The organism is Hominisplanchenecus murintestinalis (assembly GCF_943193015.1).
Taxonomy (GTDB): domain Bacteria; phylum Bacillota; class Clostridia; order Lachnospirales; family Lachnospiraceae; genus Hominisplanchenecus_A; species Hominisplanchenecus_A murintestinalis.
The window spans coordinates 93,125-118,481 of sequence record NZ_CALPCM010000006.1; the positions used below are offsets into that span (position 1 = coordinate 93,125).

At 43.5% G+C, this 25,357-nt stretch carries 15 protein-coding genes and 3 tRNA genes; 17 read left to right on the plus strand and 1 reads right to left on the minus strand.

Annotation, left to right across the window (positions count from 1 at the left end; translation table 11 throughout):
* Window positions 1-24 precede the first annotated feature (24 nt).
* The 7 genes from NFR99_RS04250 to NFR99_RS04280 all read left to right on the plus strand — a co-directional run bounded on the left by NFR99_RS04250 (window position 25) and on the right by NFR99_RS04280 (window position 7,822).
* A complete protein-coding gene (locus NFR99_RS04250; protein WP_120482978.1) occupies window positions 25-984 on the plus strand; it encodes a DNA-directed RNA polymerase subunit alpha in 960 nt (319 codons plus the stop codon).
* Window positions 985-1,119: 135 nt separating this feature from the next.
* A complete protein-coding gene (locus NFR99_RS04255) occupies window positions 1,120-1,656 on the plus strand; it encodes a bL17 family ribosomal protein (RefSeq protein WP_120482976.1) in 537 nt (178 codons plus the stop codon).
* Between the two features lie 191 nt (window positions 1,657-1,847).
* Window positions 1,848-2,009 carry a hypothetical protein gene (locus NFR99_RS04260; protein ID WP_160216367.1) on the plus strand — a complete coding sequence of 54 codons (162 nt, stop codon included), beginning with the start codon at window positions 1,848-1,850 and terminating at the stop codon, window positions 2,007-2,009.
* Window positions 2,010-2,106: 97 nt separating this feature from the next.
* Entirely contained in the window at window positions 2,107-4,974 is a 2,868-nt protein-coding gene (locus NFR99_RS04265) for a hypothetical protein (protein WP_251352864.1), read from the plus strand.
* A gap of 2 nt (window positions 4,975-4,976) precedes the next feature.
* A complete protein-coding gene (locus tag NFR99_RS04270) occupies window positions 4,977-6,200 on the plus strand; it encodes an SIR2 family protein (protein WP_120482972.1) in 1,224 nt (407 codons plus the stop codon).
* Between the two features lie 138 nt (window positions 6,201-6,338).
* Entirely contained in the window at window positions 6,339-6,977 is a 639-nt protein-coding gene (locus NFR99_RS04275; RefSeq protein WP_243126587.1) for an ECF transporter S component, read from the plus strand.
* Between the two features lie 71 nt (window positions 6,978-7,048).
* On the plus strand, window positions 7,049-7,822 hold the full coding sequence (locus NFR99_RS04280; protein ID WP_120482970.1) for a type III pantothenate kinase: 774 nt from the start codon (window positions 7,049-7,051) through the stop codon (window positions 7,820-7,822).
* Between the two features lie 118 nt (window positions 7,823-7,940).
* On the opposite strand, the gene NFR99_RS04285 is transcribed toward NFR99_RS04280, so the two are convergent.
* Window positions 7,941-8,011 (minus strand) — tRNA-Trp (locus NFR99_RS04285).
* Between the two features lie 314 nt (window positions 8,012-8,325).
* On the opposite strand from NFR99_RS04285, the gene NFR99_RS04290 reads away from it, so the two are divergent.
* The 10 genes from NFR99_RS04290 (at window position 8,326) to NFR99_RS04335 (ending at window position 25,106) form a co-directional block, all read left to right on the plus strand.
* Window positions 8,326-13,797, plus strand: coding sequence for a leucine-rich repeat protein (locus NFR99_RS04290; RefSeq protein ID WP_251352866.1), 5,472 nt, complete (start codon window positions 8,326-8,328; stop codon window positions 13,795-13,797).
* A 139-nt stretch (window positions 13,798-13,936) separates the two neighbouring features.
* Window positions 13,937-17,695 (plus strand): phosphoribosylformylglycinamidine synthase, encoded by a 3,759-nt coding sequence (locus NFR99_RS04295; protein WP_135976576.1) that lies wholly within the window; start codon window positions 13,937-13,939, stop codon window positions 17,693-17,695.
* Window positions 17,696-17,978: 283 nt separating this feature from the next.
* Window positions 17,979-18,545 (plus strand): hypothetical protein, encoded by a 567-nt coding sequence (locus NFR99_RS04300; RefSeq protein ID WP_135976577.1) that lies wholly within the window; start codon window positions 17,979-17,981, stop codon window positions 18,543-18,545.
* A 320-nt stretch (window positions 18,546-18,865) separates the two neighbouring features.
* The gene (rpsL, locus tag NFR99_RS04305) at window positions 18,866-19,288 is read left to right on the plus strand and encodes a 30S ribosomal protein S12 (RefSeq protein WP_120482962.1); all 423 of its coding nucleotides are present in this window, start codon (window positions 18,866-18,868) and stop codon (window positions 19,286-19,288) included.
* A 178-nt stretch (window positions 19,289-19,466) separates the two neighbouring features.
* Window positions 19,467-19,937 carry a 30S ribosomal protein S7 gene (gene rpsG, locus NFR99_RS04310; RefSeq protein ID WP_199735681.1) on the plus strand — a complete coding sequence of 157 codons (471 nt, stop codon included), beginning with the start codon at window positions 19,467-19,469 and terminating at the stop codon, window positions 19,935-19,937.
* Between the two features lie 20 nt (window positions 19,938-19,957).
* Window positions 19,958-22,075, plus strand: a complete 2,118-nt coding sequence (fusA, locus tag NFR99_RS04315; RefSeq protein WP_135976578.1) for an elongation factor G — start codon at window positions 19,958-19,960, stop codon at window positions 22,073-22,075.
* A gap of 154 nt (window positions 22,076-22,229) precedes the next feature.
* On the plus strand, window positions 22,230-23,423 hold the full coding sequence (gene tuf / locus NFR99_RS04320; RefSeq protein ID WP_135976579.1) for an elongation factor Tu: 1,194 nt from the start codon (window positions 22,230-22,232) through the stop codon (window positions 23,421-23,423).
* A 290-nt stretch (window positions 23,424-23,713) separates the two neighbouring features.
* The gene (locus NFR99_RS04325; RefSeq protein ID WP_120482955.1) at window positions 23,714-24,049 is read left to right on the plus strand and encodes a hypothetical protein; all 336 of its coding nucleotides are present in this window, start codon (window positions 23,714-23,716) and stop codon (window positions 24,047-24,049) included.
* A gap of 825 nt (window positions 24,050-24,874) precedes the next feature.
* A tRNA-Ser gene (locus NFR99_RS04330) sits at window positions 24,875-24,960 on the plus strand.
* Between the two features lie 56 nt (window positions 24,961-25,016).
* A tRNA-Ser gene (locus tag NFR99_RS04335) sits at window positions 25,017-25,106 on the plus strand.
* The last annotated feature ends 251 nt before the right edge of the window (window positions 25,107-25,357 follow it).

Here is a 25,357-nt window from a genome sequence, read left to right on the forward strand (position 1 = left end):
TAAACCCAAAGGAGGGACTTGATAGTGTTCGATTTTAACAGACCTAAAATTGAAATCTCTGAGATATCCGAAGACAAAAAATATGGCAGATTTGTTGTAGAGCCGCTGGAAAGAGGCTATGGGACAACTCTGGGAAATTCTCTCCGCAGGATTATGCTTTCTTCTTTGCCGGGCGCAGCAGTGAGCCAGGTAAAGATTGAAGGTGTACTGCATGAGTTCAGTTCCATTCCCGGTGTGAAAGAGGATGTAACTGAAATTATCATGAATCTTAAATCCCTGGCCATTCAGAACAACAGTGAGACAAACGAGGCGAAAATTGCCTATATTGAATTTGAGGGCGAAGGGATTGTAACAGCGGCTGATATTCAGGCAGACCAGGATATTGTCATTATGAATCCGGATCAGGTGATTGCTACCTTAAACGGCGGCGTAGACAGCAAGCTGTTTATGGAGCTTACGATTACCAAGGGAAGGGGATATGTAAGCGCAGAAAAAGGAAAGACGGAGGACATGCCGATCGGCGTAATCGCGGTAGATGCGATTTACACTCCGGTAGAGCGTGTGAACCTTACAGTTGCCAATACCCGTGTCGGTCAGGTGACAGACTATGACAAACTGACACTGGATGTATATACAAACGGTACGCTGGCGCCGGATGAGGCAGTGAGCCTGTCTGCGAAAGTACTGAGTGAGCATCTGAACTTGTTCATTGACCTTTCAGAGAATGCCAAATGTGCAGAAGTCATGATAGAGAAAGAGGACAATGAAAAAGGCAAGGTGTTGGATATGAACATTGATGAGCTGGAGCTGTCTGTTCGTTCTTATAACTGCTTAAAGAGGGCAGGTATCAACACCGTGGCAGAATTGTGCAACAGGACTTCTGAAGATATGATGAAAGTCCGTAACTTGGGACGGAAATCACTTGAAGAAGTATTAGGAAAATTGAAAGAGCTTGGATTGGAGCTGAACGCAGGTGACGAATAAAAACCTGTATATTTGCATCTTTAGAGATGTGAAAGCAGTTCCGTTTAGGCGGCGAGTAGACATTATGGAATAAAAGCACTCCCGAAGTAAGCCCGAAGAGCATTCGCGGGTGTTCCACAAATGGAGGAAAAAATCATGGCAGGTTATAGAAAACTTAGCAGAACATCAAGCCAGAGAAAGGCTTTAATCAGAGGACAGGTAACTTCCTTAATCCAGCATGGAAAAATTGTTACAACAGAGGCAAAGGCAAAAGAAATCCGTAAGGTTGCAGAAGGTCTGATTGCACTTGCTGTAAAAGAGAAAGACAATTACGAGACTGTTACAGTTACTGCAAAAGTACCGCGCAAGGATAAAGATGGTAAGAGAGTGAAAGAAGTTGTGGACGGAAAGAAAGTTACCGTTTATGACGAAGTTCAGAAGGAAATCAAAAAGGATCTTCCTTCCAGGCTTCATGCAAGACGCCAGATGAACAAAGTGCTCTACACAGTAAAAGAAGTTCCGCAGGAAGCAGCCGGCAAAAAAAGAAATACAAAGGAAATTGATCTGGCTGAGAAGTTATTCACAGAAATCGCTCCGAAATATGCGAGCCGCAACGGAGGTTATACCAGGATTGTAAAGATTGGTCTTCGTAAAGGCGACGCAGCGATGGAAGTTCTTCTGGAGCTGGTATAAGAGCAGAAACTTTATGGGATCAAGCAGGTTGAATTTCGATTCATCCTGCTTTCTTTGCAATCAATAATGCTGGTGGTAAGCAGCATAGAGATGGTATATTTTTTGGTACATGGGATAAGCTATGTGCATAGATATTTTGTATAGCTATCGTTTTTTCTATGGTAGCATTATTGGAGACAAGAGGTGCAGGTATGGCGGGAAAGAAGTTGGATAAAAAGAAATTGTGGTTAGAGAATATAGCCCCTGCTGGGAAAAAGAGCAACATGCGTTCCCCTAAAAAGGATTTGCGTATGCCGATGCATGAGTATTCAGAGAAAACAAGGATTTTCAGTCCGGTAAGCAGAGGAATATGATAACATGACGTTCATGAAGGGCAGCCCTGTGCTATGGAGAAATCTATAGGCAGGGCTTTCCTGATTGATAGAAAGATTTGTACAGGGAGGTGGCAGCATGAACAGCACAGATGGATTTAATGGAATGCTGATTACTTTAAAGAAACGAATATCATGTATTAGCCAGGATGATACAAGAGATTATCAATATATGATGTTTGGGCATTATGATGGGATGGATATTCACTGCACACGCGAGTGGTATCAGTTGAGGCCAAAAGGTGTGTGTGAAAGGGCCGGCAATATTATAATTGGAGATACCTTTCAAGATAAATACACGTTGAAATTATATATGCCAGAGCCAGAGGTAAGAGAATGTCTGGAGAAGCAAGGCTTTGCTTATAATATATGGGAGCAGATGGGATATCGTGACAGTAACGATTCTTGTGTGGAGCTGTTAAAACGATATCCTTTTATTTCAGTTTCTGTAATTAATTTATCCAAACAATTTGTAGCGGGAAGAGAAAAACTATTGGATAAAATTACAGCCTCTATCAAGGATGCTGCAGATAAGAGAGCAATTCCAGTGGAAGAAGTCCACTGCGCAGTTATGCCGTCGATTGGATATGCGGATTTTACACTGTTGTTCCTCAGTGATAATCCACAGAAAGTTATTGACATCTTGGATATTTTGAGGGAGACGCAGGTCATAGAAGGGGACAGGAATTATCCAGTGCTGTCAAATAGTTATGCGATTACAGGATTTGCAAAAGAAGGGCTGCAAAATTTGGATAAGCTGATACTTGATAATGTAAAACTTTCTATACGTGTAAACCTCAGAGAAGGTGTATCAGCGGGCCAGTTCCAAAAGTATTTTGATGCGGAACTGGAAAAAATATGTATTGCGCAAAATCCTGGTAAAATTGAAAAGCAGTCAGAACTCTATCAGATGTTTGGCAATTCGGATTGCCTGATATTATCTGATATGCCGTTCGGTCTTTTTATACCGCTATTTTATGATTCGAAGCTTTTCAATCCTGGCAATGAACGGTTTCCGGAATATATCAGGAATCTGTGTTCGTCTATCCGGGTGGGAGTAGAAAAGAAAGTATATTTTGAGGTGCCGGAGAGTGGAATAGATAGCGCATATGAAGAATATCAAAGGGAGTTTGTGGATTTAATTGAGGGTTTAACAGAGCTTGTAGAAGAGTATGGAAAACCAATACGGCTTGTAAATGGACTGCAGACAGTTATGAAAAACTTTTTGGGTTTGATACGTGAATCTCATTGTTTTGATATTCAGGAGATTATTGGAAGTGCGTTTAAAGCTATGGTGTGCAATATGAAAAGAACCATGAAGATGTTGGCGGAAGCAGAAGATATAGAAGTAAAAGAAATCCTGGTAGAACGGCTGCTTTCGGCGGTAGGGATTTTTCGGGAAAATATAGGAGATTATCTGGCGGACATGCAGAGATCCGACCGTTCTTTTATAGAAGGGCAGTCTTTATCGCATCCGTCAATCGGTTCTGCAACGAAGCTGCTATTCTTTTATAACCAATATATTAATGAAACAGCGCAAATGCTGATGGAAACGAAAAGCGGAGGGAATGCGGGGCAGGAGGAAACATATACGTTTGTAATCATGAGTGGAGGTTGTGACGTAACGACAGCAAGTGATATTTTCTCGTATATGGACCCGGCGGATGAAGAAGGGCATTCTCTGATTATTATAACAGTGCCAGAGATGAGTTTGTATGATATAAAAGGTACGATGTTCAGGATTCTCCATGAATGCCTGCATTTTTGCGGGGAAAGAAAAAGAGAGGAGCGGTTTGGGCATTTGATAAGGAGTTTTTCTTCTTATTCTGCATGGGTGTTAAGTAATGGGTTGAAAACAAGTCTTACTGAGCATATGAGAAAAACTGTTTTTTATGCTTTGGAAAACCGTTTTTCGCCGATGGAATGGGAAGAAGTGAAGAAGAAAAGTCTGGAGTTCGTATGGCGGAGAAAGGAGGAAATAAAAACAGAACTTATTGAGGAAATGTGCAGGAAAATGGAAGAGGCCAGCGAGGGATGGGAGGAGTTCGCGTTTTTCGGAAGTAACCTTCAGACAGTAATGGGGGAACTTGGAAGGGAAGAGGTTTTTCAATCTATTGAACGTAAAACGGGTAATTCTTTTTTTGCGTATACTTACCGGAAGTATATGGAATATCAGCGCCGGGTTGCGGAGGATTTGATAGGGTATTTGGGTACACAGGGGATCAGATTTTCGGGAGCAAACATTTTAAGGGAGACTTCTGAATATAAATTGGAGGCTCAGAAAGATGACAGATACGATCCGGAGGAAGAAAGAGTGCTTCAGGCGTTATTTGACGTATACATTGGGAATCAGGTGCTTATTCCAGAGGAAGTGCGCATAGATAAAAATGATATAGCGACCGTTGGTGATGTGATTCTTGTGCTTATTGATTCTATGAAAGAAAGTTATGCGGATTGTATTGCGGCTCAGATACTGGGAATTCCAATGGAAGATTTCATTTTAAGCCTTATTTATGAGACCTGGGATATCGAGCTTGCGTTTCCAAGAACAAAGCTGGAAACTTTTCGGTTTGGTTCAGAAATGAAAATGCTCTATGGGGTAGAAGGAAGATTGACCCTCCAGGAAAGGGAAAAAATTGAAGAAAAGATGAAGTACTGGAAAACCCAGGGATTTAAGTATTGCAGAAAGGAAGACTATTCTGCCTGTCTGTGCGACAGGATTGATGAGATTCTATGGGAATATCAGAAGGAATTTGACGAGGGATGCAAAGTTGAGCTTGAAGGATATTTAAATGCCTGTATGAAGATTTTTCGGACAAATAAATTCGATGAAATAAAAGAAATAAGCAGATTGTCAAATATGCAGTCGCCACAGGAAATGTATCTTCTTTTGGATAAAATGAATGACTTGTGGAGACAGATGGCGCTTGAAAAAAGGGAGTTGTAAAGATGCTGATGACAAAAGAAATATTGGGGAAAGATATTTATGAGCTAAATAGGAAGCATTATGACATGCTGAAAAAAGAAGTAACAGATGAGAACGTCACATGGATATTAGGCGCGGGAATCAGCGCGCCCGCGGGGCTTCCCAACTGGACAACACTTTTGGCTAAAATGTGGGCCAGGCTTTCAGAATTAGAAAATGAAATGCCTTTAAACCATGAGGTAGAAGAAGGGGAAAGAATCTTCCAGAGCGCAAAACACAGGGCGCTGCAGGAGACAAAAGGTTATCCAGCATATCATTCAATAGCAGAAAAAGCACTGCAAGGAAAGTTTAAAGATTTTTGGAAAGGCGTAAATATGCTGGAATCAGCAGAATATATGTGGAATTATATTGAAATGCTGATACCTGAAGGAGGGAATCAAAGGGAAAAGAGAAGGCTTCAGGAACGGGTACTAAAAGCATTGCTGCGTGACTCCCTGCAGACGGTTATGGAAGAGACAGAGCTTAAGAACAAATTGAAGAATCAGGCAGTGGGATGTCTGGCAAAGCTGCTGAAAAAGCAGAAAAAAGGCAGTGTAATTACGTATAATTATGATGATTTACTGGAGTTCTGTCTGGATAAAGTTGCCAACGCGTCTTCCCATGAAGTGCAAGTGATTTGCGATTGTGATGAGAGAAAAACTGATAATTCTCAGAGGATAAATATCCATCATCCCCACGGGGCATTGTCAATTAAAAGAAATAGGTTCAGCAAAGAATCTGAGCATATTATTTTGACAGAACATAGCTACTATCAGATGGAGCAGAAAGCATATAGCTGGCAAAATTCTGTCCAGGCCAAAGCGCTGATGGATACGAGCTGCGCATTTATAGGATTTTCGGGAGATGATTATAATTTTCGGAGAATTATTAAGAACGTGGATTGTGCATGTAAGCCCAGGCATTACATTTTTTTCTGCCTTAACGACTTGTTTCATGAATTGTATCAAGAAGAAGTAGATAAGAGATACGAGGAAGAACTTCTAATGTCAGCAGCAGGAGGGGATTCGGAGGTAAAAAAAGATGAAATCCGTCGGGAGCTTCTGGAAGATAAAAATTTTGTGTATGAAAACATCCAACTTATCGACAGGCTTTTTGCCCAGTACCATTACTGGAGACGGCACGGTATTATTCCCATCTGGACGACTTTTGACGAACTGCCGGAACTGATACATGGATTTTACGGATAAATAGATACATAGATTCACCAGAATCGCTGCTTAGGAAGCTGTTTTGGTGAATTTGATTTTGAACTCTCCGCGTAGATATGCTATACTGTCCTGGTATTGTATCTCAACAATGAGAATAATAACAAAGGAGAGAAGAACATGAAAACAACAACACATGAAAACACTGCACAGACCCTGGGCATGGTACAGGTTGCACTTTTCGCGGCACTGATTATCATCCTGGCGTTCACACCGTTTCTGGGCTATATTCCTTTGGGATTTACCCGCGCAACAATTATCCACATACCGGTCATTATCGGTTCCCTGATGCTTGGACCGAAAAAGGGAGCATTTTTGGGATTTGTATTTGGAATGACAAGCTTTATCAACAATACGATGAACCCGACGGCAACCAGCTTTGTATTTACCCCTTTTTTTGAACTGGGGGAGGTTCATGGCGGAATCGGGAGCGTAATTATTTGCTTTGTGCCAAGGATTTTGGTGGGGGTGGTTCCCTGGTATGTGTACCGTGGCCTTGAGCGCATTTTCGGGAAACAGATGCTTTCCCTTGCGGCTGCCGGGATTGCGGGGGCGCTGACGAATACGCTGTTAGTGATGAATTTAATTTATGTATTTTTCCGCACAGCTTATGCGGCTGCCAACAACGTGGCAGAAGGGGCGGTTTACACGTTTATCCTGTCTATAATCGGAATGAACGGAGTTCCGGAGGCGGTTGTATCTGCTGTTTTGGTAAGCATTATCTGCCGGGTTTTGTTTCAGTACAGGCAGACACAGTAAACAGGATAGGTCAGAGGCGTTCGTTTTGAAAATTTATACAGGTGCGGATTATTACAGAAAAAGGAGTATGTATGATTTTAGCAATAGATATCGGAAATACAAACATCGTAATCGGATGTATAAAAAATGAGAAGATTCTCTTTGTAGAGCGGCTTTCCACAGAGGTTACCCGGACTGTCCTCGAATATGCAATAAGCTTTAAAAATGTATTGGAAATGTATCATCTGGACGCGGTGGAAGTTCAGGGCTGTATTATTTCTTCAGTGGTGCCTCCTGTTACGAATATCGTAAAAGAAGCCGCAAGGAAGATTACGGATAAGGAGGCCATCATTATCGGGCCGGGAGTCAAGACCGGACTGAATTTACTGATGGATAATCCGGCGCAGGTTGGAAGTGATCTGGTAGCGAATGCAGTAGCGGGAATTGCTGAATATAGAACTCCATTGATTATTATTGATATCGGGACGGCTACGACCATTTCGGTGGTGGATAAAAAGCAGAATTATATCGGCGGGATGATTCTTCCGGGGATTCGTGTCTCTTCAGATTCCCTGACCAGCCGGACGTCTCAGCTTCCCCGTATCAGTGTCGAAGCGCCGAAGAAACTGATTGGCACAAATACGATTGACTGTATGAAAAGCGGGTTGATTTATGGCAATGCAGCTTGCATTGATGGGATGATTCAGAGGATTAACAGGGAACTGGGAGAGAGTGCGACTGTTATTGCTACAGGTGGATTTGCAAAATGTATCATTCCGCATTGTACAGAAAATGTGATAATTGATGATGCCCTGCTTTTGAAAGGCTTAAAACTGATCTATCAGAAAAATAAGCCCAAATGCTAATAAGACAGGCAGCAGTTATGCGGAAATAAGAATGGGGCGGCTTGTTAGCCGCCCCAAATAAATGTTAAATAATATAAGGTTTAGTCAGCAAATACTGACTAAACCTTATATTATTTAACAGGGGATGAGAGAATCGAACTCCCGCTAAGAGTTTTGGAGACTCCTGTCATACCATTTGACCAATCCCCTGTACAAAATACTATATCTTTATATCATGAAATGTGACAAAAGTCAATAAAATTTTTCGGAAATTTCGTTTTATTTTTTACGAATTTAAATCAAAGCGAAAGGTGGAGAGCAGGGGATTCTAAGTTGCTTTCTATAAATGTGTATGCTATAATTAAAAACATTAGAGAGAAGTTTCGCAAAAACTTTTATAGCAGGGGATTTTTGTGGGAAAGGAGATGGTATATTCAAAGGGACAGAGAAAGTTCCGGAGTTTTTTGTTATCTGATAAATTGGGTGTAGGATACACTGGATATTTTGCGAAGGAGATTTTAAGTATGAAGTGGAAAAGGTTTTTGGCAGGTTTCCTGGCAGGTGCTTTGGCGGTAACGGGCGTTCCGTTCTCCAAGCTGGCAGGAATTTCAGTGCAGGCGGCTGCGCAGACGGAACAGGATATGGGACTGCAGTATAAATACAGACCGGTAGATGAAAGAAAGCTGAGCGTGACATCTAATTTGAGCAGCAGCGAGGAAAATACTTCAACGCCGGTTAGCGGTTTGAAAGTAAAGTCAAAGTATATGTTTACCAATGAATTGTCCTCAGCGGCAGGAAAAAAGCTTTATTTTACCCTTGAAACTTCAAAGCTTTTGGGGTCTGTGAGTTATTTGCCAATCGGGGAAGACGGTAGTATTGAGCGGTGTAAGATTTACGTATCTAATGTAGATACGGAGGATATACAGACGATTGATGAGTCAGGCTGGCTCCAGGTTTACGAAACGCCTGCAGATGATAAATGGACTTCAGAAGGCTGGCAAGAAGCTGTTTTTGACAGAGCGCAGAAGGCGCGCCATGTATGCGTAGAAGTGCAGGAGACGTCTGGAAGCAGTGCGGAAAGAGAGAATAAATTCATCTCAGGAAGCCGTATGTATATTAATGAAGTCGGAAGACTGAGCCAAAAAGCAGAGAGCGAGAATGTAGCGTTGGGAGCGAGCGCCGGTGGAAAAGCAACTGTGAAAGCGTATACCGGAAGGATGAACAATGATACGAGTCCTTTAAATACCATTAATGGACATGGGAATGTGGAGGCCGGTACGGCTGATAATGATTATTGGCGGCCAAAGAGTGCTCCTGCATGGAATAACGGAAACGGGAATGTAAACTACATTGTTTATGACCTGCACTCTACAGAAACGAAAATTTCAGAGATTCAGCTTAGATGGAATGCGCGGGCGTGGGGAAGCAGATATTCCATAGAGACTTCAGATACCTGTACGTCTACTTTAGGAGAAAACAGCACAGGGGTTTCGTGGGCACAGCTGGATTACGCCGGAAAGGAAGGTTCCACTTGGACGAGTGTAGCGGAGTTTGACCGTCAGGTATACAGTGATACGGCGTCAAATCCGATTCAGCAGCCATTGGATGTGTTCAATGATTCCGATAATGAGAATAGGAAGCTTAAGACTACTACGCTTAAGAGATACGTCCGTCTGGTAATTAAGAACGTAAATACGGCGTCAGACAGCGGTATGGCAGAAGGCGGGCTTCGCGAGTTTGAAATCTATGGAGATGTTTGGAAACCACAGGGTGAAGAGAACGTGGCTTTGGGAATTAGTGCAGGCGGTTCCACTCGGATTGCGGCTTACTCAGGAGCGGACTCATATGAAATTGAAGGACAGAAGATCACCATGACTCCGGAATATGCGATTGACGGGAAAGCAGAAACATCAGAAAGTGATGTTGAGCATTGGGTTCCGTCCGTGTTCAATGCTGAAAATCAAACAGGTATCAACATGTTGGAAAATAAAAGGGATGCCGCTAACTTTGTGTTGGATTTGGGAGAAGATACAACAACGCTGGTAAATTCTATTACAGTTAAATGGTTTGCATTTGACTCCGCGAATAATTACATGGTTTATACTTCGGACGAGTATAGTGAGCCGGATGGCGTACCGGAAAATGAGAATAATATTGAGCTGGCAGGCGGATCACCTGTTTTTCCGGGAACGTGGGAAGTAGTAGGTAATGCGACGGATACAAATACAGGAGGCCAGAGCTTTAAAGAGCTTGCCATTCCGGAGGAAAATTATACGACGAAACGCCTTAAGAGATATGTCCGTTTTGAGTTTAAGGAGAGGGCGTCCAATGCAGACGAAATGAATCCTAATATTGGTATCAGTGAAATCGAAATTATGGGTACAAGGATTGCAGAGGAAACAGGGGATATAGGCCTGAGTGTTAAGGAGCCGACATATAATGAAACGGTGGGGAACTCCAGAATTTCTGCGGCAATAGACGGCAATTATAATGTGGAGAATTATAAATGGTATAAGAAAAATGGAAATACCAAAACAGACATGACAGCGGATGAGAAATTCAGGGATAATGTAACGTACGGTTTTGAAGCAACTTTGAGTACTTCCAACCGTTTTGCAGATGTGACGACAATTATCCTGAACGGGGATAGTGAGCTTCAGGCATACCCAACAGGTGCTCCTCAGGGACCGGATGAAAATGGGAAGAGCTATTTGACCGTAGACTACGAGTATGAACCGCTGAATTCTCCGATAGATGCATATAACGCTCTGAAAGCTGAAGTTCAGACTTCCGGGCGTGCAGAAGAAATGAACAGGATTGCATCTCTGACGAAAGAGCAGGCAGAAGCACAGTATTCCAAGAGAAGCTGGAAAACGTTTAAAGAGGTTTATGACGAAGCTGTTGCCGCAGTGGGAGCCTATGGAAGTTCAGATTCATCGGAAACGGTGGATGTTGCATATGAATCTGAGGAATATTACAAAGAGCTTTTGGAAGATTTGCGGGCGGAGTATGAGTATAAAGGTTATGTAGGATTGAAACCGGCAGACGTGAGCACTGCGGATTTGTCCAATGATGAGTTTAACCCCAAAGTATATATAGACAGGACGTTTGATGAACAAAAAGTTTGGATGGAGGATAACGGAGGAATTACGGGAACTACGGATAACCCTGACGTACAGTTTATTTATGAAGAAGGATTTAAGGTAAATAAAGATGGAAGCGTTCAGGGAATGGTAACGGCAAATAACACCGACGAGGAAGGGAATCCAATTAACCAGATTTTTGATATGGGGCATGAAAGCGCGGATTCTCCGACTAAGAGCTTTTTGATTCGCTGTGAGCTGGGGCTGCCCGCAACAGTAACCGGAAAGCAGTCTGTCATTGGAAAGCTGAACAGTCAATATGGAATACAGTTAGAGCCGAGCGGAAGCGCAGTTAATCTGCAGGTGTTTGGGTGTGCGTGGAATCCAAGCAATCCGAGTGGAAAGCTGTGGCCAACAACAACGATTGATGTTAAGGAGTTCCTGGGACAGAATATAGAGATGATAGCGGTGTATACAGGCGGAAAGTTCGAATTGTATGCAGGCGGGAAACGTGGTACGGCCAGAGCAGTGTCCGGGAATCTGAAACCTGGAGAGCATATGCCGGAATTTCCTAAATTTACTATTGGCTATAACGCCGAAATGTGGGAGCATGGAGATGATGGAACTCTAGCAAAGACCAGTAAAGAAATATATACAGGTACAATAAAGAACTTTGAAATGTACTCCTATACACATTCAGGAGAAGCCGGAGATAGTGATTTTCTGGGAAGTTATACAGCGCCAGAGGCCAGTGTTGATACGGCAGCTGAAATTAAAGAATTTTTTGATGATTATCTGGAGGGATATGAACCGAATGTAGTGTTGAGCGGTAATCCTTCTGCCTACAAGCTGAAAAGCTGTACATGGCTGGAAAATACAGAAGGCAGTACGACAGAGGTTGAAATGCCAAGCGCTTATGAGGACTATCGGCTGAAAGTTGAGGTAGAGACAGGTGAGAAGCAGCTGGTAAAAGATACGGATAAAGATGTTGTATTCCCGTCAAATGCTGCAGAAAATAATTTCCTGTATATAAAAAATCCAAGTACAGAAGCTAATGCCGAGGAATGGATAACTGTTTCGGAAGATGATATTGAATCTTGTGAATTGGATGACACGGGAGCAGTATTGACTTATATTTATAAGTGTAAAGGACTCGAAGAACCCAAGGCGGCTCTGGCAGAGTATATTCAGGAGAATCCAAGGAAATCTGCCTATAAGCAGGTAGAAAATGAAAATGGAGAAATGGAAGATACGGACGAACTCCGTTATACACGGCAGACCTGGCAGGCATACAGGGCGGCTTACGACAGAGCCCAGGCGCTTGTTCAGTCGAAAGCAAATAGAAAGCCGGAGATTTATGCGTCAGCAAAGACAAACTTGGTGACAGCAGACGGAAACTTACAGGACAGAAATAAAGATACCTGTGAGTGTGCGATTGGTGCAATTTCTTATATAGGCCCGTCCGAAATTGTTCTGGAGTCAGGCGCTGAATCAACTATGGTTGTGATGGATAATAAAGTAGTAGTACGAACGAACAGATATGGCTGTTTAAAGCATACAGTGGATCCGATGCTGGTTCGGGCGTACTCGCTGGGGACAGGAGAGCAGAATACAGCCGGGGCGTCTATTATTGACGGCGAGGGCGGACAGAAAACACTTCGAGTAACGAATCCGGGACAGATAGTGCTCATGGTCAGCGCTTCCTTTGGCGATGCATTAACAGAAGCAAAACAGCTTATTATTAAGGTGGTAAGCAAAGAGGCGCAGGAAAAGGTGAAAGCAGAAGCACAGGCAGCTATAGACAGGGCGCACGCTATCAGGAACAGAGGCAATGTGCTTTTGGAAAATGGTGAAACAAAGTATACGGCTGAGAGCTGGACGGAATTTACAAGGAAATATGATATTGCTTATGCGGCCGCAAGTCCGGGATTGGATCAGCTTTCTGTAGAAGAGATACAAGAGGTCAAAGATCTTTTTGATGCTGCCATGGCATGTTTGAAAACCACTACAGCGACAGCAGCGGCAGATGCGGCAAGAGAGGCGCTGGCTAACGCGGAGGCTATTAACGGGGGCCGCTATACCGCCGAGAGCTGGAAGGGTTATGAAGATATTAAAAAAGCGCTTCAGGCAGAGCTGGATAAGGAAGAGCTTAATGAAGCAGAGCTGGTACGTCTGACGAAATTGCTGAAAGAATATAAATTAGATGAAGTGTCGGCAGTTGTACCGCCGAGCGAAGAACTTAAAAAAGCACAGGCAGCAGCACAGGCAGCGCTGAGTAAAGCAGAAACCAGTAATAATGGCCGCTATACCGCCGAGAGCTGGAACGCTTATGAAGCTATTAAGAAGGCTTTACAGGCAGAGCTGGCGAAAGCGACGCCGAGTGTGGCAGAACTGACGCGCCTGACAGAGCGGTTAGTGAAGTATCGGTTTACGGCAGCAACGCCGGCGCCGGATCCAGGACCGACGCCGAAACCACCAGTATCAAACGTGGTAACCATATCAGGCATTCAGTATAAAATTGACAATGCTAAGAGCAAAACTGCATCTGCTGTAAAAGGGGATGCAAAGCTTAAGAGCATAACGGTTAAATCTACCGTGAAGATTAGCGGTACGATCTATAAAGTAACGAAGATAGGCAATAATGCCTTTAAGAGCTGTAAGAATGCCGCAAAACTCACGGTTGGCGCGAATGTGAAATCCATTGGAAAGCAGGCATTTATGGGCTGTAAGAAACTGAAAAAAGTTACCTTCCAGGGTAAGAAAGCTCCCACAATTGGTAAGAAAGCTTTCAGTAAGACAGCTAAGAAGGTTGTAGTTACGGCGAAAAAGATTAAGAAGACAGCACAGAAAAAGAAACTGCTTACTAACCTTAAGAAAAAGGGCGGTATGAGTAAAAAATCAACAATTAAATAGGCAGTAAACTGCAGGCGCAGAGTGTGGAATGCACTCTGTGCCTGTATTTTTCTTGCAAGAAACCCAATGCAATGGTAGAATAAAAAAGATAACTGATTTTGGTATCTGCAAATTATAACATAGAGCATGGAGGAACCAGATGAGCAACGTAAGAAGAGTGTATGTGGAAAAGAAGCCGGCGTTTGCGGGAGCAGCAAAGGAGCTGAGCCATGAAATCCGCAGCTATTTGGGAATCGGCTCCCTGACGGGAGTACGGGAACTGATTCGTTATGACGTAGAGAATATTTCGGATGAGGTTTTTGAAAGGGCATGTAAAACTGTATTTTCTGAGCCTCCTGTAGATGTGCTTTACAAAGAAAGCTTTGACGTGGCGGCAGGCGCACGGGTATTTTCCGTAGAATATCTGCCGGGGCAGTTTGACCAGAGGGCAGATTCAGCCGTGCAGTGTGTCAAATTTCTAAAAGAGGATGAGGAGCCGATAATTAAATCAGCGACTACATATGTGGTTGAAGGAGATGTTACGGACGAAGAATTCGCAGCGATTAAAGCACACTGCATTAACCCGGTAGATTCCAGGGAGACAGGGATGGTAAAGCCGGAAACGCTGGCGGCAGATTTTGAAGAACCACAGGATGTAATGATTTTTGAAGGTTTTATCGGGAAGTCTGAAGAGGAATTGAAAGAGCTGTATAATTCCCTGGGATTGGCCATGACTTTTAAAGATTTTCTGCATATCCGCAAATATTTTGAAGCTGAGGAGAAGCGGAATCCTTCTATGACGGAAATACGTGTGTTAGATACGTACTGGTCAGATCACTGCCGCCATACTACATTTTCCACAGAACTGAAAAACGTAGCTTTTGGTGAAGGATATTATAAAGAGCCGATTGTAGGAACATATGAAAAATATCTGGCTGACCGTGAAGAAATCTTCAAAGGAAGAGATGATAAATTTGTATGCCTGATGGATTTGGCTTTGATGGCTATGAGGAAGCTGAAAAAGGAAGGAAAGCTGGAGGACCAGGAGGAATCTGATGAAATCAATGCGTGCAGTATTGTAGTTCCGGTGGAGATTGACGGTGAAACAGAAGAGTGGCTTGTGAACTTTAAGAATGAGACACATAATCATCCAACAGAAATCGAACCGTTCGGCGGCGCTGCAACCTGCCTGGGCGGGGCAATCCGTGATCCGCTTTCCGGACGTACTTACGTATATCAAGCTATGCGCGTGACCGGGGCAGCCGATCCCACAGTTTCCGTGAAAGAGACGATGAAAGGAAAACTGCCGCAGAAGAAGCTGGTACGGGAGGCCGCCCACGGATACAGTTCTTATGGAAATCAGATAGGGCTGGCGACAGGTTTGGTAAAGGAAATCTATCATCCGAACTATGCGGCAAAAAGAATGGAAATTGGAGCAGTGCTTGGCGCGGCTCCGCGCAAAGCCGTGATCAGGGAGACTTCCGATCCGGGCGATATCATCATCCTGCTGGGAGGACGTACCGGGCGGGATGGTATCGGCGGTGCGACCGGTTCTTCCAAAGTACATACAGAGGCGTCCATCGAGGTGTGCGGGGCGGAAGTGCAGAAAGGAAATGCGCCTACTGAAAGAAAAATCCAGCGTATGTTCCGGCGTCCGGAAGTAAGCCGGTTAATCAAGAAATGTAACGATTTTGGCGCAGGCGGCGTTTCAGTGGCTATTGGCGAGCTGGCGGATGGACTCCATATATATCTGGACAAAGTACCGAAAAAATATGCAGGGCTTGACGGGACGGAAATTGCGATTTCTGAGTCTCAGGAGCGTATGGCGGTAGTTGTAGCTCCAAAAGATGTAAACGAGTTTATGAAATATGCAGCGGAAGAGAACCTGGAGGCAGTAGAAGTGGCGGAAGTGACTGCAGAGCCGCGTTTGGTATTGATTTGGAGAGGAAAGGAAATCGTGAACATTTCCCGCGCATTCCTGGATACCAACGGCGCGCATCAGGAAACAGATGTGTTTGTAGAGATGCCTTCCGAGACAGACAGATATTTTGTCAGAAAAGAGATAGCTGATGTTAAAGGAAAGTGGATGGATACTCTGAAAGATTTGAATGTATGCTCACAGAAGGGGCTGGTGGAAATGTTTGACGGTTCTATCGGCGCCGGTTCCGTGTTTATGCCTCATGGAGGAAAGTATCAGCTCACCGAGACACAGGCGATGGTAGCGAAACTTCCGGTACTGAAAGGAAAGACGGACACAGTTACTATGATGAGCTATGGCTTTGATCCGTATTTGTCCAGCTGGAGTCCGTATCACGGCGCAGTTTATGCCGTGGTGGAATCAGTGGCAAAAATTGTGGCAAATGGAGGGGATTACAGGAAGATTCGTTTTACTTTCCAGGAATATTTCAGGCGCATGACGGAGGAACCTTCCAGATGGAGCCAGCCGTTTGCGGCGCTTCTGGGGGCATATTCGGCACAGCTTGGCTTCGGACTTCCCTCCATTGGGGGAAAAGACAGTATGTCCGGTACGTTTAATGAAATTGACGTGCCGCCTACGCTGGTAAGCTTTGCAGTGGATGTGGCGAGCAGCCGGACAATTATTACTCCGGAGCTGAAACGTGCGGGAAGCAAACTGGTTCTGCTCAAAATGGAAAAGGACACGTATGATTTGCCAAATTACGGACAGGCAATGGAGCAGTACGGCAAATTCTTTGAAGATGTAAAAGAAGGCAGGATTATTTCAGCATATGCAGTAGACGGTAAAGGTATTGCGGCAGCAGTAAGCAAGATGGCATTTGGAAATCATATGGGTATCAAGATGGAACATCATGTAGATGAGAGAGACTTGTTTACTCCGGGCTTTGGAAATATCGTGGCAGAAGTGCCAGATGGAAAAGTTGGCAGTCTGGCGATTACCTATACGCTCATTGGCGAGGTGACAGACAGAGCAGCATTAGAATATAGGGATGTGTGCATTTCTATGGAAGAAGCGCTTGGTGCGTGGACAGGAACGCTCGAAAATGTGTTCCGCACGGTATCTGGTGCAGAGCCTCAGGAAGAGAAAGAGGAGTCGCTTTACAGGGCGGACAGTGTTTATATATGCAGGCATAAGGTGGCGAAACCGCGGGTATTCATCCCGGTTTTCCCTGGGACAAACTGCGAATATGACAGTACGAAAGCTTTTGAGCGTGCCGGAGCGGAAGTGGATGTGAAAGTATTTAAGAATTTGACAGCAGAGGATATCCGTGATTCCGTGAATGTGTTCGCAGATGCGATTGAACAGGCGCAGATTATTATGTTCCCAGGCGGTTTTTCTGCCGGAGATGAGCCGGATGGTTCAGCAAAGTTTTTTGCAACGGCGTTCCAGAATGCAAAGATGAAAGAGGCAGTCATGAAGCTTTTAAATGAGCGGGACGGGCTGGCGCTGGGGATCTGTAATGGGTTTCAGGCATTGATTAAACTGGGACTGGTGCCACATGGAGAAATCGCAGGGCAGACGGAGGATTCGCCGACACTGACGTTTAATACGATTGGGCGGCATATTTCCAAAATGGTTTATACGAAAGTTGTAACAAATAAATCGCCGTGGCTGCAGCAGGCCAAACTTGGAGGGACTTACTGTAATCCGGCTTCCCATGGTGAAGGGCGTTTTGTGGCAAATAAAGAATGGGTTGACAGATTATTTGCGAATGGGCAGGTAGCTACCCAGTATGTAGATGCGGATGGAAATCTGAAAGTGAATGATGAAGAATGGAATGTGAATGGCTCATACTGTGCGATTGAAGGAATTACAAGCCCAGATGGGCGTGTACTCGGAAAGATGGCGCATTGTGAAAGAAAGGGCGATTCTGTAGCGCTCAATATTTACGGTGAACAGGATATCAGAATTTTTGAGTCCGGTGTGGAATACTTTAAATAAAACACATAAGAAATCAGCAGTAATAGAATACAGAAAGTGCAGGGAACAGGCAGAACAGATAAAGAACTGTTTTGCCTGTTCTTTTGTATGCGACAAAATGTTGCATTTTTTAGAAAATAGGATAATAGAAAAAAGTCCTTCCGGAATATACGCGTTTTGCGTTTCGATGCGGGGCATAAAGAAAAATATGTTGAATATTGAAGAAAAATGTCTTAAAATAAATGTAAGACGAAAGCCGGCGTTTTGTTTTGCATCCATACAAAAATTGGGAGGAAGGATATTTATGTCGTATACAAAAATAGAAGGCGATTTTCATTATTTGATTTTTCGGGGCAGCAAAAGGACGTGGTGGCTGGCAGACGAACGGGTGAAAAAGCAGTTTCTTAACCGGCTCTTGCGGATAAGGGAAAAAGTCAGGTTTCGTGTATATGCATTCTGTATTTTGGACCAGGAAGCGCATTTTCTGCTGCACCCTCTTAAAGACAGCGGTATTGGACAGACTTCGGATGCCATGGCACAGGAACTGCAGGAAAGCTATCTTTCCCTATATCCCTGCGGGAAGGAAGAGGTAGAAACCGTGAGTAAACGTATGGTTTTCTGCGGCAGTGAAGATACGCTGAAATACTGTTGCTATATTCATATGCTGGCCAGGGGATATGCTGAGAGAATACAGGACTACTGGTGGAGCAGCTATTCCGAATACCTGCATAAAAATGTTACGGGACTGGTAGAAACAGAGACAGTACTCCGTACTCTTGATACCAATCCGCACCGAGCCTTGCAGAAATTTGTGCAGTATCATAAAAAATACTCCCTGTTAATTAAAAACGTTTCACAGAGCGAAATATGACGCGGAAAATAGTTTTTATTTGGTAACAGTTCAGCCCAGGACTTTGCACCTGCTGCAAAGTCCATGAGAATGCGTAAATTCAGCCAGAGAATCCAGCCCTTTGCGAACAGCAAACTTTAAATGGGCTGGATTCCGTAACAGTGAATCCGAAGGCTGAACTGTTACTTTATTTGATAAAAAACAGGATAAAAAACAGTAGAAAAGCCCTTGACAGGGCATAGTGGGATACGTATAATGAAAAAGTGTGTGTGAACACATTTTTTTTGCACACATAAAATTGACATTTAAAGCAACCACATTCTAACAGGAGGTGAATAGGAATGCCAACATTTAATCAGTTAGTAAGAAAAGGACGTCAGACTTCTGAAAAGAAATCTACTGCACCGGCGCTTCAAAAAGGATTTAACTCCCTGCAGAAGAGAAGCACGAACGTATCTTCACCACAGAAGAGGGGGGTATGTACCGCAGTAAAGACTGCAACACCAAAGAAGCCGAACTCCGCGCTTAGAAAGATTGCCAGAGTCCGTCTTTCCAATGGAATTGAAGTGACAAGCTATATCCCGGGTGAGGGACATAACCTTCAGGAACATAGCGTTGTGCTGATTCGTGGGGGAAGGGTAAAAGACTTGCCAGGTACCCGTTACCACATCATCCGTGGAACTCTGGATACGGCAGGCGTTGCAAAGAGAAGGCAGGCACGTTCCAAATATGGCGCTAAGAAACCGAAAGACGCTAAGAAGTAAATTTTCATAAAATCGTATCACTAACAGAACTATGGTTGTGCCGGATGATATATTCGCCAGGTGGTTGCAGGTTGATATAGAAGTCCCAGCATGCACACAAAGTAGAACGACACATTGTGAGTACCGATGATTTAATCAATGCGGCAGGACCGCAACAATAGTTAAGGAGGGAAGTACCGTGCCACGTAAAGGACATACTCAGAAAAGAGACGTTTTAGCAGATCCGCTGTACAATAATAAAGTGGTTACCAAGCTTATCAATAACATCATGTTAGATGGTAAGAAGGGGATTGCACAGAAAATCGTATACGGAGCATTTAGCAGAGTTGAAGAGAAATCCGGTAAGCCGGCGATCGAAGTTTTTGAAGAGGCTATGAATAATATCATGCCTGTACTTGAAGTTAAAGCAAGACGTATCGGTGGAGCTACTTACCAGGTGCCCATCGAAGTAAGGGCTGACAGGCGTCAGGCTCTGGCTCTTCGCTGGCTGACATTGTTTTCACGTAAAAGAGGCGAGAAAACAATGCAGGAGAGGCTTGCAAATGAAATCATGGATGCCGCTAACAATACAGGCGCATCCGTGAAGAAGAAAGAAGATATGCATAAAATGGCAGAAGCGAACAAGGCATTTGCGCATTACCGCTTCTAATGTTATAGGAGGAAAAGACCTTGGCTGGAAGAGAATATCCATTAGAGAGAACCAGGAATATTGGTATCATGGCTCATATTGACGCGGGTAAAACCACAACGACAGAGCGTATCCTTTATTATACTGGTGTAAACTACAAAATCGGTGATACTCATGAAGGCACTGCTACTATGGACTGGATGGAGCAGGAGCAGGAAAGAGGTATCACAATTACTTCAGCCGCTACGACCTGTCACTGGACTTTGCAGGAAAACTGCAAGGCAAAGCCGGGCGCATTGGAGCACCGTATCAATATCATTGATACGCCAGGACATGTTGACTTTACCGTAGAGGTTGAGCGTTCCCTGCGTGTACTTGACGGAGCTGTAGGCGTATTCTGCGCAAAGGGCGGTGTTGAGCCACAGTCAGAGAATGTATGGCGTCAGGCTGACACTTATAATGTACCGCGTATGGCATTCATCAATAAGATGGATATCCTGGGTGCAGATTTTTATGGAGCTGTAGAGCAGATTAAGACAAGATTGGGCAAAAACGCAATCTGTATCCAGCTTCCAATTGGCAAAGAAGATGAATTCAAAGGAATCGTTGATTTGTTTGAGATGAAGGCATATATCTACAACGATGATAAGGGTGAGGACATCTCTATCGTAGATATTCCGGAAGATATGGCAGACGATGCGGAACTGTATCATACAGAGCTTGTAGAGAAAATCTGCGAGCTGGATGATGATCTGATGATGGAGTACCTGGAAGGGGAAGAACCGTCTGTAGAGGCACTGAAAGCTGCTTTAAGGAAAGGAACCTGTGAGTGTGCGGCAGTTCCTGTATGCTGCGGTACTGCTTACAGAAACAAGGGCGTCCAGAAGCTTCTGGATGCAGTTATTGAGTTTATGCCGGCACCGACAGACGTACCGGATATCCAGGGAACAGACCTGGATGGAAATGAGACAGTGAGACATTCTTCAGATGAGGAGCCGTTTTCTGCTTTGGCATTTAAGATTATGGCTGACCCGTTTGTTGGAAAACTGGCGTTCTTCCGTGTTTATTCAGGAACATTGAATTCAGGCTCTTATGTACTGAATTCAACAAAAGGAAAGAAAGAGCGTGTAGGACGTATTCTTCAGATGCATGCGAATAAGAGAGCAGAGCTGGATAAAGTATACTCTGGCGATATTGCTGCAGCAGTTGGATTTAAGCTGACAGCTACAGGTGATACCATCTGCGACGAGCAGCATCCGGTAATTCTGGAGTCCATGGAGTTCCCAGAGCCGGTTATCGAGCTGGCTATTGAGCCTAAAACGAAAGCCGGACAGGGCAAGATGGGTGAAGCTCTTGCGAAGCTGGCGGAGGAAGACCCGACATTCCGTGCTCATACAGATCATGAGACGGGACAGACCATCATCGCAGGTATGGGTGAGCTGCACCTGGAGATCATCGTAGACCGTCTGCTCCGTGAGTTTAAAGTAGAGGCAAATGTAGGCGCACCGCAGGTTGCTTACAAAGAGACTTTTACAAAAGAAGTTACGGTGGACAGCAAGTATGCAAAGCAGTCCGGCGGACGTGGACAGTATGGACACTGTAAGGTTGTTTTCAAACCGATGGATCCGAACGGCGAAGAGACCTTCAAGTTCGAGTCTACCGTTGTCGGCGGTGCGATTCCGAAAGAGTACATCCCGGCAGTCGGAGAAGGTATTGAAGAGGCTGCAAAGGCTGGTATCCTCGGTGGATTCCCTGTATTGGGTGTACATGCAAATGTATACGATGGTTCTTACCATGAAGTCGATTCCAGTGAGATGGCATTCCATATCGCAGGTTCTATGGCATTCAAAGATGCTATGAAGAAGGGCGATGCTATTCTGCTTGAGCCGATTATGAAAGTAGAAGTAACTATGCCAGAAGAGTACATGGGTGATGTTATCGGTGATATCAACTCACGCCGTGGACGTATTGAGGGTATGGATGATATCGGCGGCGGAAAAATCGTTCGTGGTTATGTGCCGCTGGCTGAGATGTTTGGATATTCTACAGACTTGCGTTCTAAGACACAGGGACGCGGCAACTACTCTATGTTCTTTGAGAAATATGAGCCGGTTCCAAAGTCTGTACAGGAAAAAGTCCTGAGTGCAAAGTCCAAATAATAAAAAGGGCGATGATGCCTTAAAAAATGGCATTTATTATGAAAATTAGGCTTGAAAAACTCTCTGATTTGAAATATAATCAGAGATAGCCTATGTAGTTTAATGAAATCAAAAAAGCCGAAAAGGCGTATATTTATCAAGGAGGACATTCAAAATGGCTAAAGCTAAATTTGAAAGAACGAAACCACATTGTAATATTGGTACCATCGGTCACGTTGACCATGGTAAAACAACCCTGACAGCTGCTATCACAAAAGTGCTTTCTCAGAGGGTAGAAGGTAATACAGCTACAGACTTCGAGAATATCGATAAGGCTCCGGAAGAGAGAGAACGTGGTATCACAATCTCTACTGCACACGTTGAGTATGAGACAGATAACAGACATTACGCACATGTTGACTGTCCAGGGCATGCTGACTACGTTAAGAACATGATTACCGGTGCGGCTCAGATGGACGGCGCTATTCTTGTAGTTGCAGCTACAGACGGTGTTATGGCTCAGACAAAAGAGCACATCCTTCTTTCCCGTCAGGTAGGCGTTCCTTACATCGTAGTATTCATGAACAAATGCGATATGGTAGATGACGAGGAGCTGCTTGAACTGGTAGACATGGAAATCCGTGAGCTGTTGAACGAGTATGAGTTCCCGGGTGATGATACACCGATTATCCAGGGCTCAGCGCTGAAAGCACTGGAAGATCCGAACGGTGAGTGGGGCGACAAAGTTATGGAGCTGATGGCTGCTGTTGATGAGTGGATTCCGGATCCGAAGCGTGCTACAGATCAGCCGTTCTTGATGCCGGTTGAGGACGTATTTACTATTACAGGACGTGGTACTGTTGCAACTGGTAGAGTAGAGCGTGGTGTTCTGCATGTAAACGAAGAAGTTGAAATCGTTGGTATCAAAGAAGAAGTTAAGAAGACAACTGTAACAGGTATCGAGATGTTCCGTAAGCTCCTTGATGAAGGTCAGGCTGGTGATAACATCGGTGCACTGCTTCGTGGTGTTAAGAGAGAGGAAATCGAAAGAGGGCAGGTTCTTGTTAAACCAGGCACAATCAAATGCCATACAAAATTTACCGCTCAGGTATACGTTCTGACAAAAGACGAGGGTGGTCGTCATACACCATTCTTCAACAATTATCGTCCGCAGTTCTACTTCAGAACAACTGACGTAACTGGTGTTATCGAGCTTCCGGCTGGTACAGAAATGTGCATGCCTGGCGATAACGTAGAGATGACAATCGAACTGATTCATCCTATCGCTATGGAGCAGGGTCTTACATTTGCTATCCGTGAGGGTGGTAGAACTGTTGGATCTGGTCGTGTGGCTACTATCATTGAGTAATTAGAGTCCATTAAATGTAAGAGCTTTCCAGGAAACTGGAAGGCTCTTTTTTTAGTTAATAAAAAATCAGATTAGCTCCTAATATGGCAAAAAATGGCAGAATAAAAACAGTCTTTTGCCATTTTTTATTTATACTTATTTATCCGATTTTTGCTATTGATTTTTAAATATTATAAGGTATTATGTAGTAAAAAGAAAAATATAATAGGTGTAAATAATAAATAAGTAAAAAATGGATATTTATGTTTAAGACCTCATCATGAAAGAAGTAAATGAGAAAATAAGAAAGTATGAATAATAAAAGAACAAAACAAAACAAAATTAGCCAGATGAAGGCTCGTTTTTTTGCAGGTTTTTCTTGTGCAGCATATGGATTTGCAGTACTGACAGCAATAGTATCTTCAAATCTTCCCGGAAACAGTGTATGGAAAGAAGCATTCGGAAGTATTGTTGAGATAGGACTGTTAGCAGGTGTGTTGTTGACTTTTATATGGAGTATCTGTAAACCGGTAAGATATCCGTATCCAGATGCGGAACTGGACTCCGTAACTCGGGAGGAAGTGGAAGAATTACAAAAGCTTGCAGAAGGAATTATAGTTAATATGGAGCATGGGAAAGAAGGATAAAATTAAGAAATGAGAGAGAAGCATTTCTGCTTGTAAGGATTAAGGGCATTCATACAATTGTCAGATGACCTATGTTATGAGTGGGCTTATTTTTGTCTTGTTATCCTTATAATCTGCTTTTGCCGGAAGAAAGCACTGACAAGTAAGGAGAGCATTATGGAATTAGGAATAGCTCATTGCGAAGGAGCTTAGTTTTTTGTACTCAATGATAAGAAGAGGCAGTTGCGAAAGTAGATGAATAATCTATCGAAGTATCGGCCCTTTTTTGCATTAAAATTTAAAGAATTAAAGCTCCAATGCGAGTTATCTATAAAGCAGAGATAGATAGAATAGGATGAAAGACAGATGTGAAGCTGAGAGGAAACGCTTAAAGCAGATAATCAGAGCCTTGATAGCCGAGGTCAGTGAAGTCGGCATGGAAGCAAGCAATGTTTTCATGCTGATAGTCATTACAAAAATACCCCACATGGATGAATCGTTGAGCGAAATTCTAAATACTTTTTACTTAAAATTGTAATCTATGAATATGAGAAAACGGAGATGATAAGCAGGTATCTATTATTTTGGTGCTGGGATTGAAGATATTCCAATGGATGAAGAAATACAGGACATGGAATGCGAATACGGACAATGTGCAATACATCAAACAGTCTAAATACAGGCAAAGGCAGGAGTAAATATGTACTTTTATTAGTACATATTTATCTTTATCCCCATCCGGATTGGACTATGTATTGTAATTCTAAAAAAAACTTTAATAAAATTGAAAAAGGGTATTGACAAAAACACGTCTCAATGGTAATATTCTCTTTGCTGATTGCAATTGGAGAGGTATCGAAGTGGTCATAACGAGGCGGTCTTGAAAACCGTTTGTCCGCAAGGGCGCGTGGGTTCGAATCCCACCCTCTCCGCTATATCTAGTTTAGATGTATAATTTCATTTGTTTCTGAAAAATCAGAGCAGCTATGGAGAAGTACCCAAGCTGGCCGAAGGGGCTCCCCTGGAAAGGGAGTAGGTCGTTAACAGCGGCGCGAGGGTTCAAATCCCTCCTTCTCCGTTTAAGTCAAAAAATAAATAAAAAAGTAGTTGACAAGAAATGGAAATTATGATAATATTTGTAAGCTGACTTAAAGCAGAGGACATTGATAATTGAACAGTGAAACAACCTTGAAAGTTCATGAAGACAAGGTCTTGAGAGAGACCATCCATGACTGAGGAAAAGAAGTTTCCGAAGTTCTGGAGAGTGAAATTCAAAGAACAGATGTACAACTACATCGACCTTAAAACAGTAAAACAAGGGATAGAACA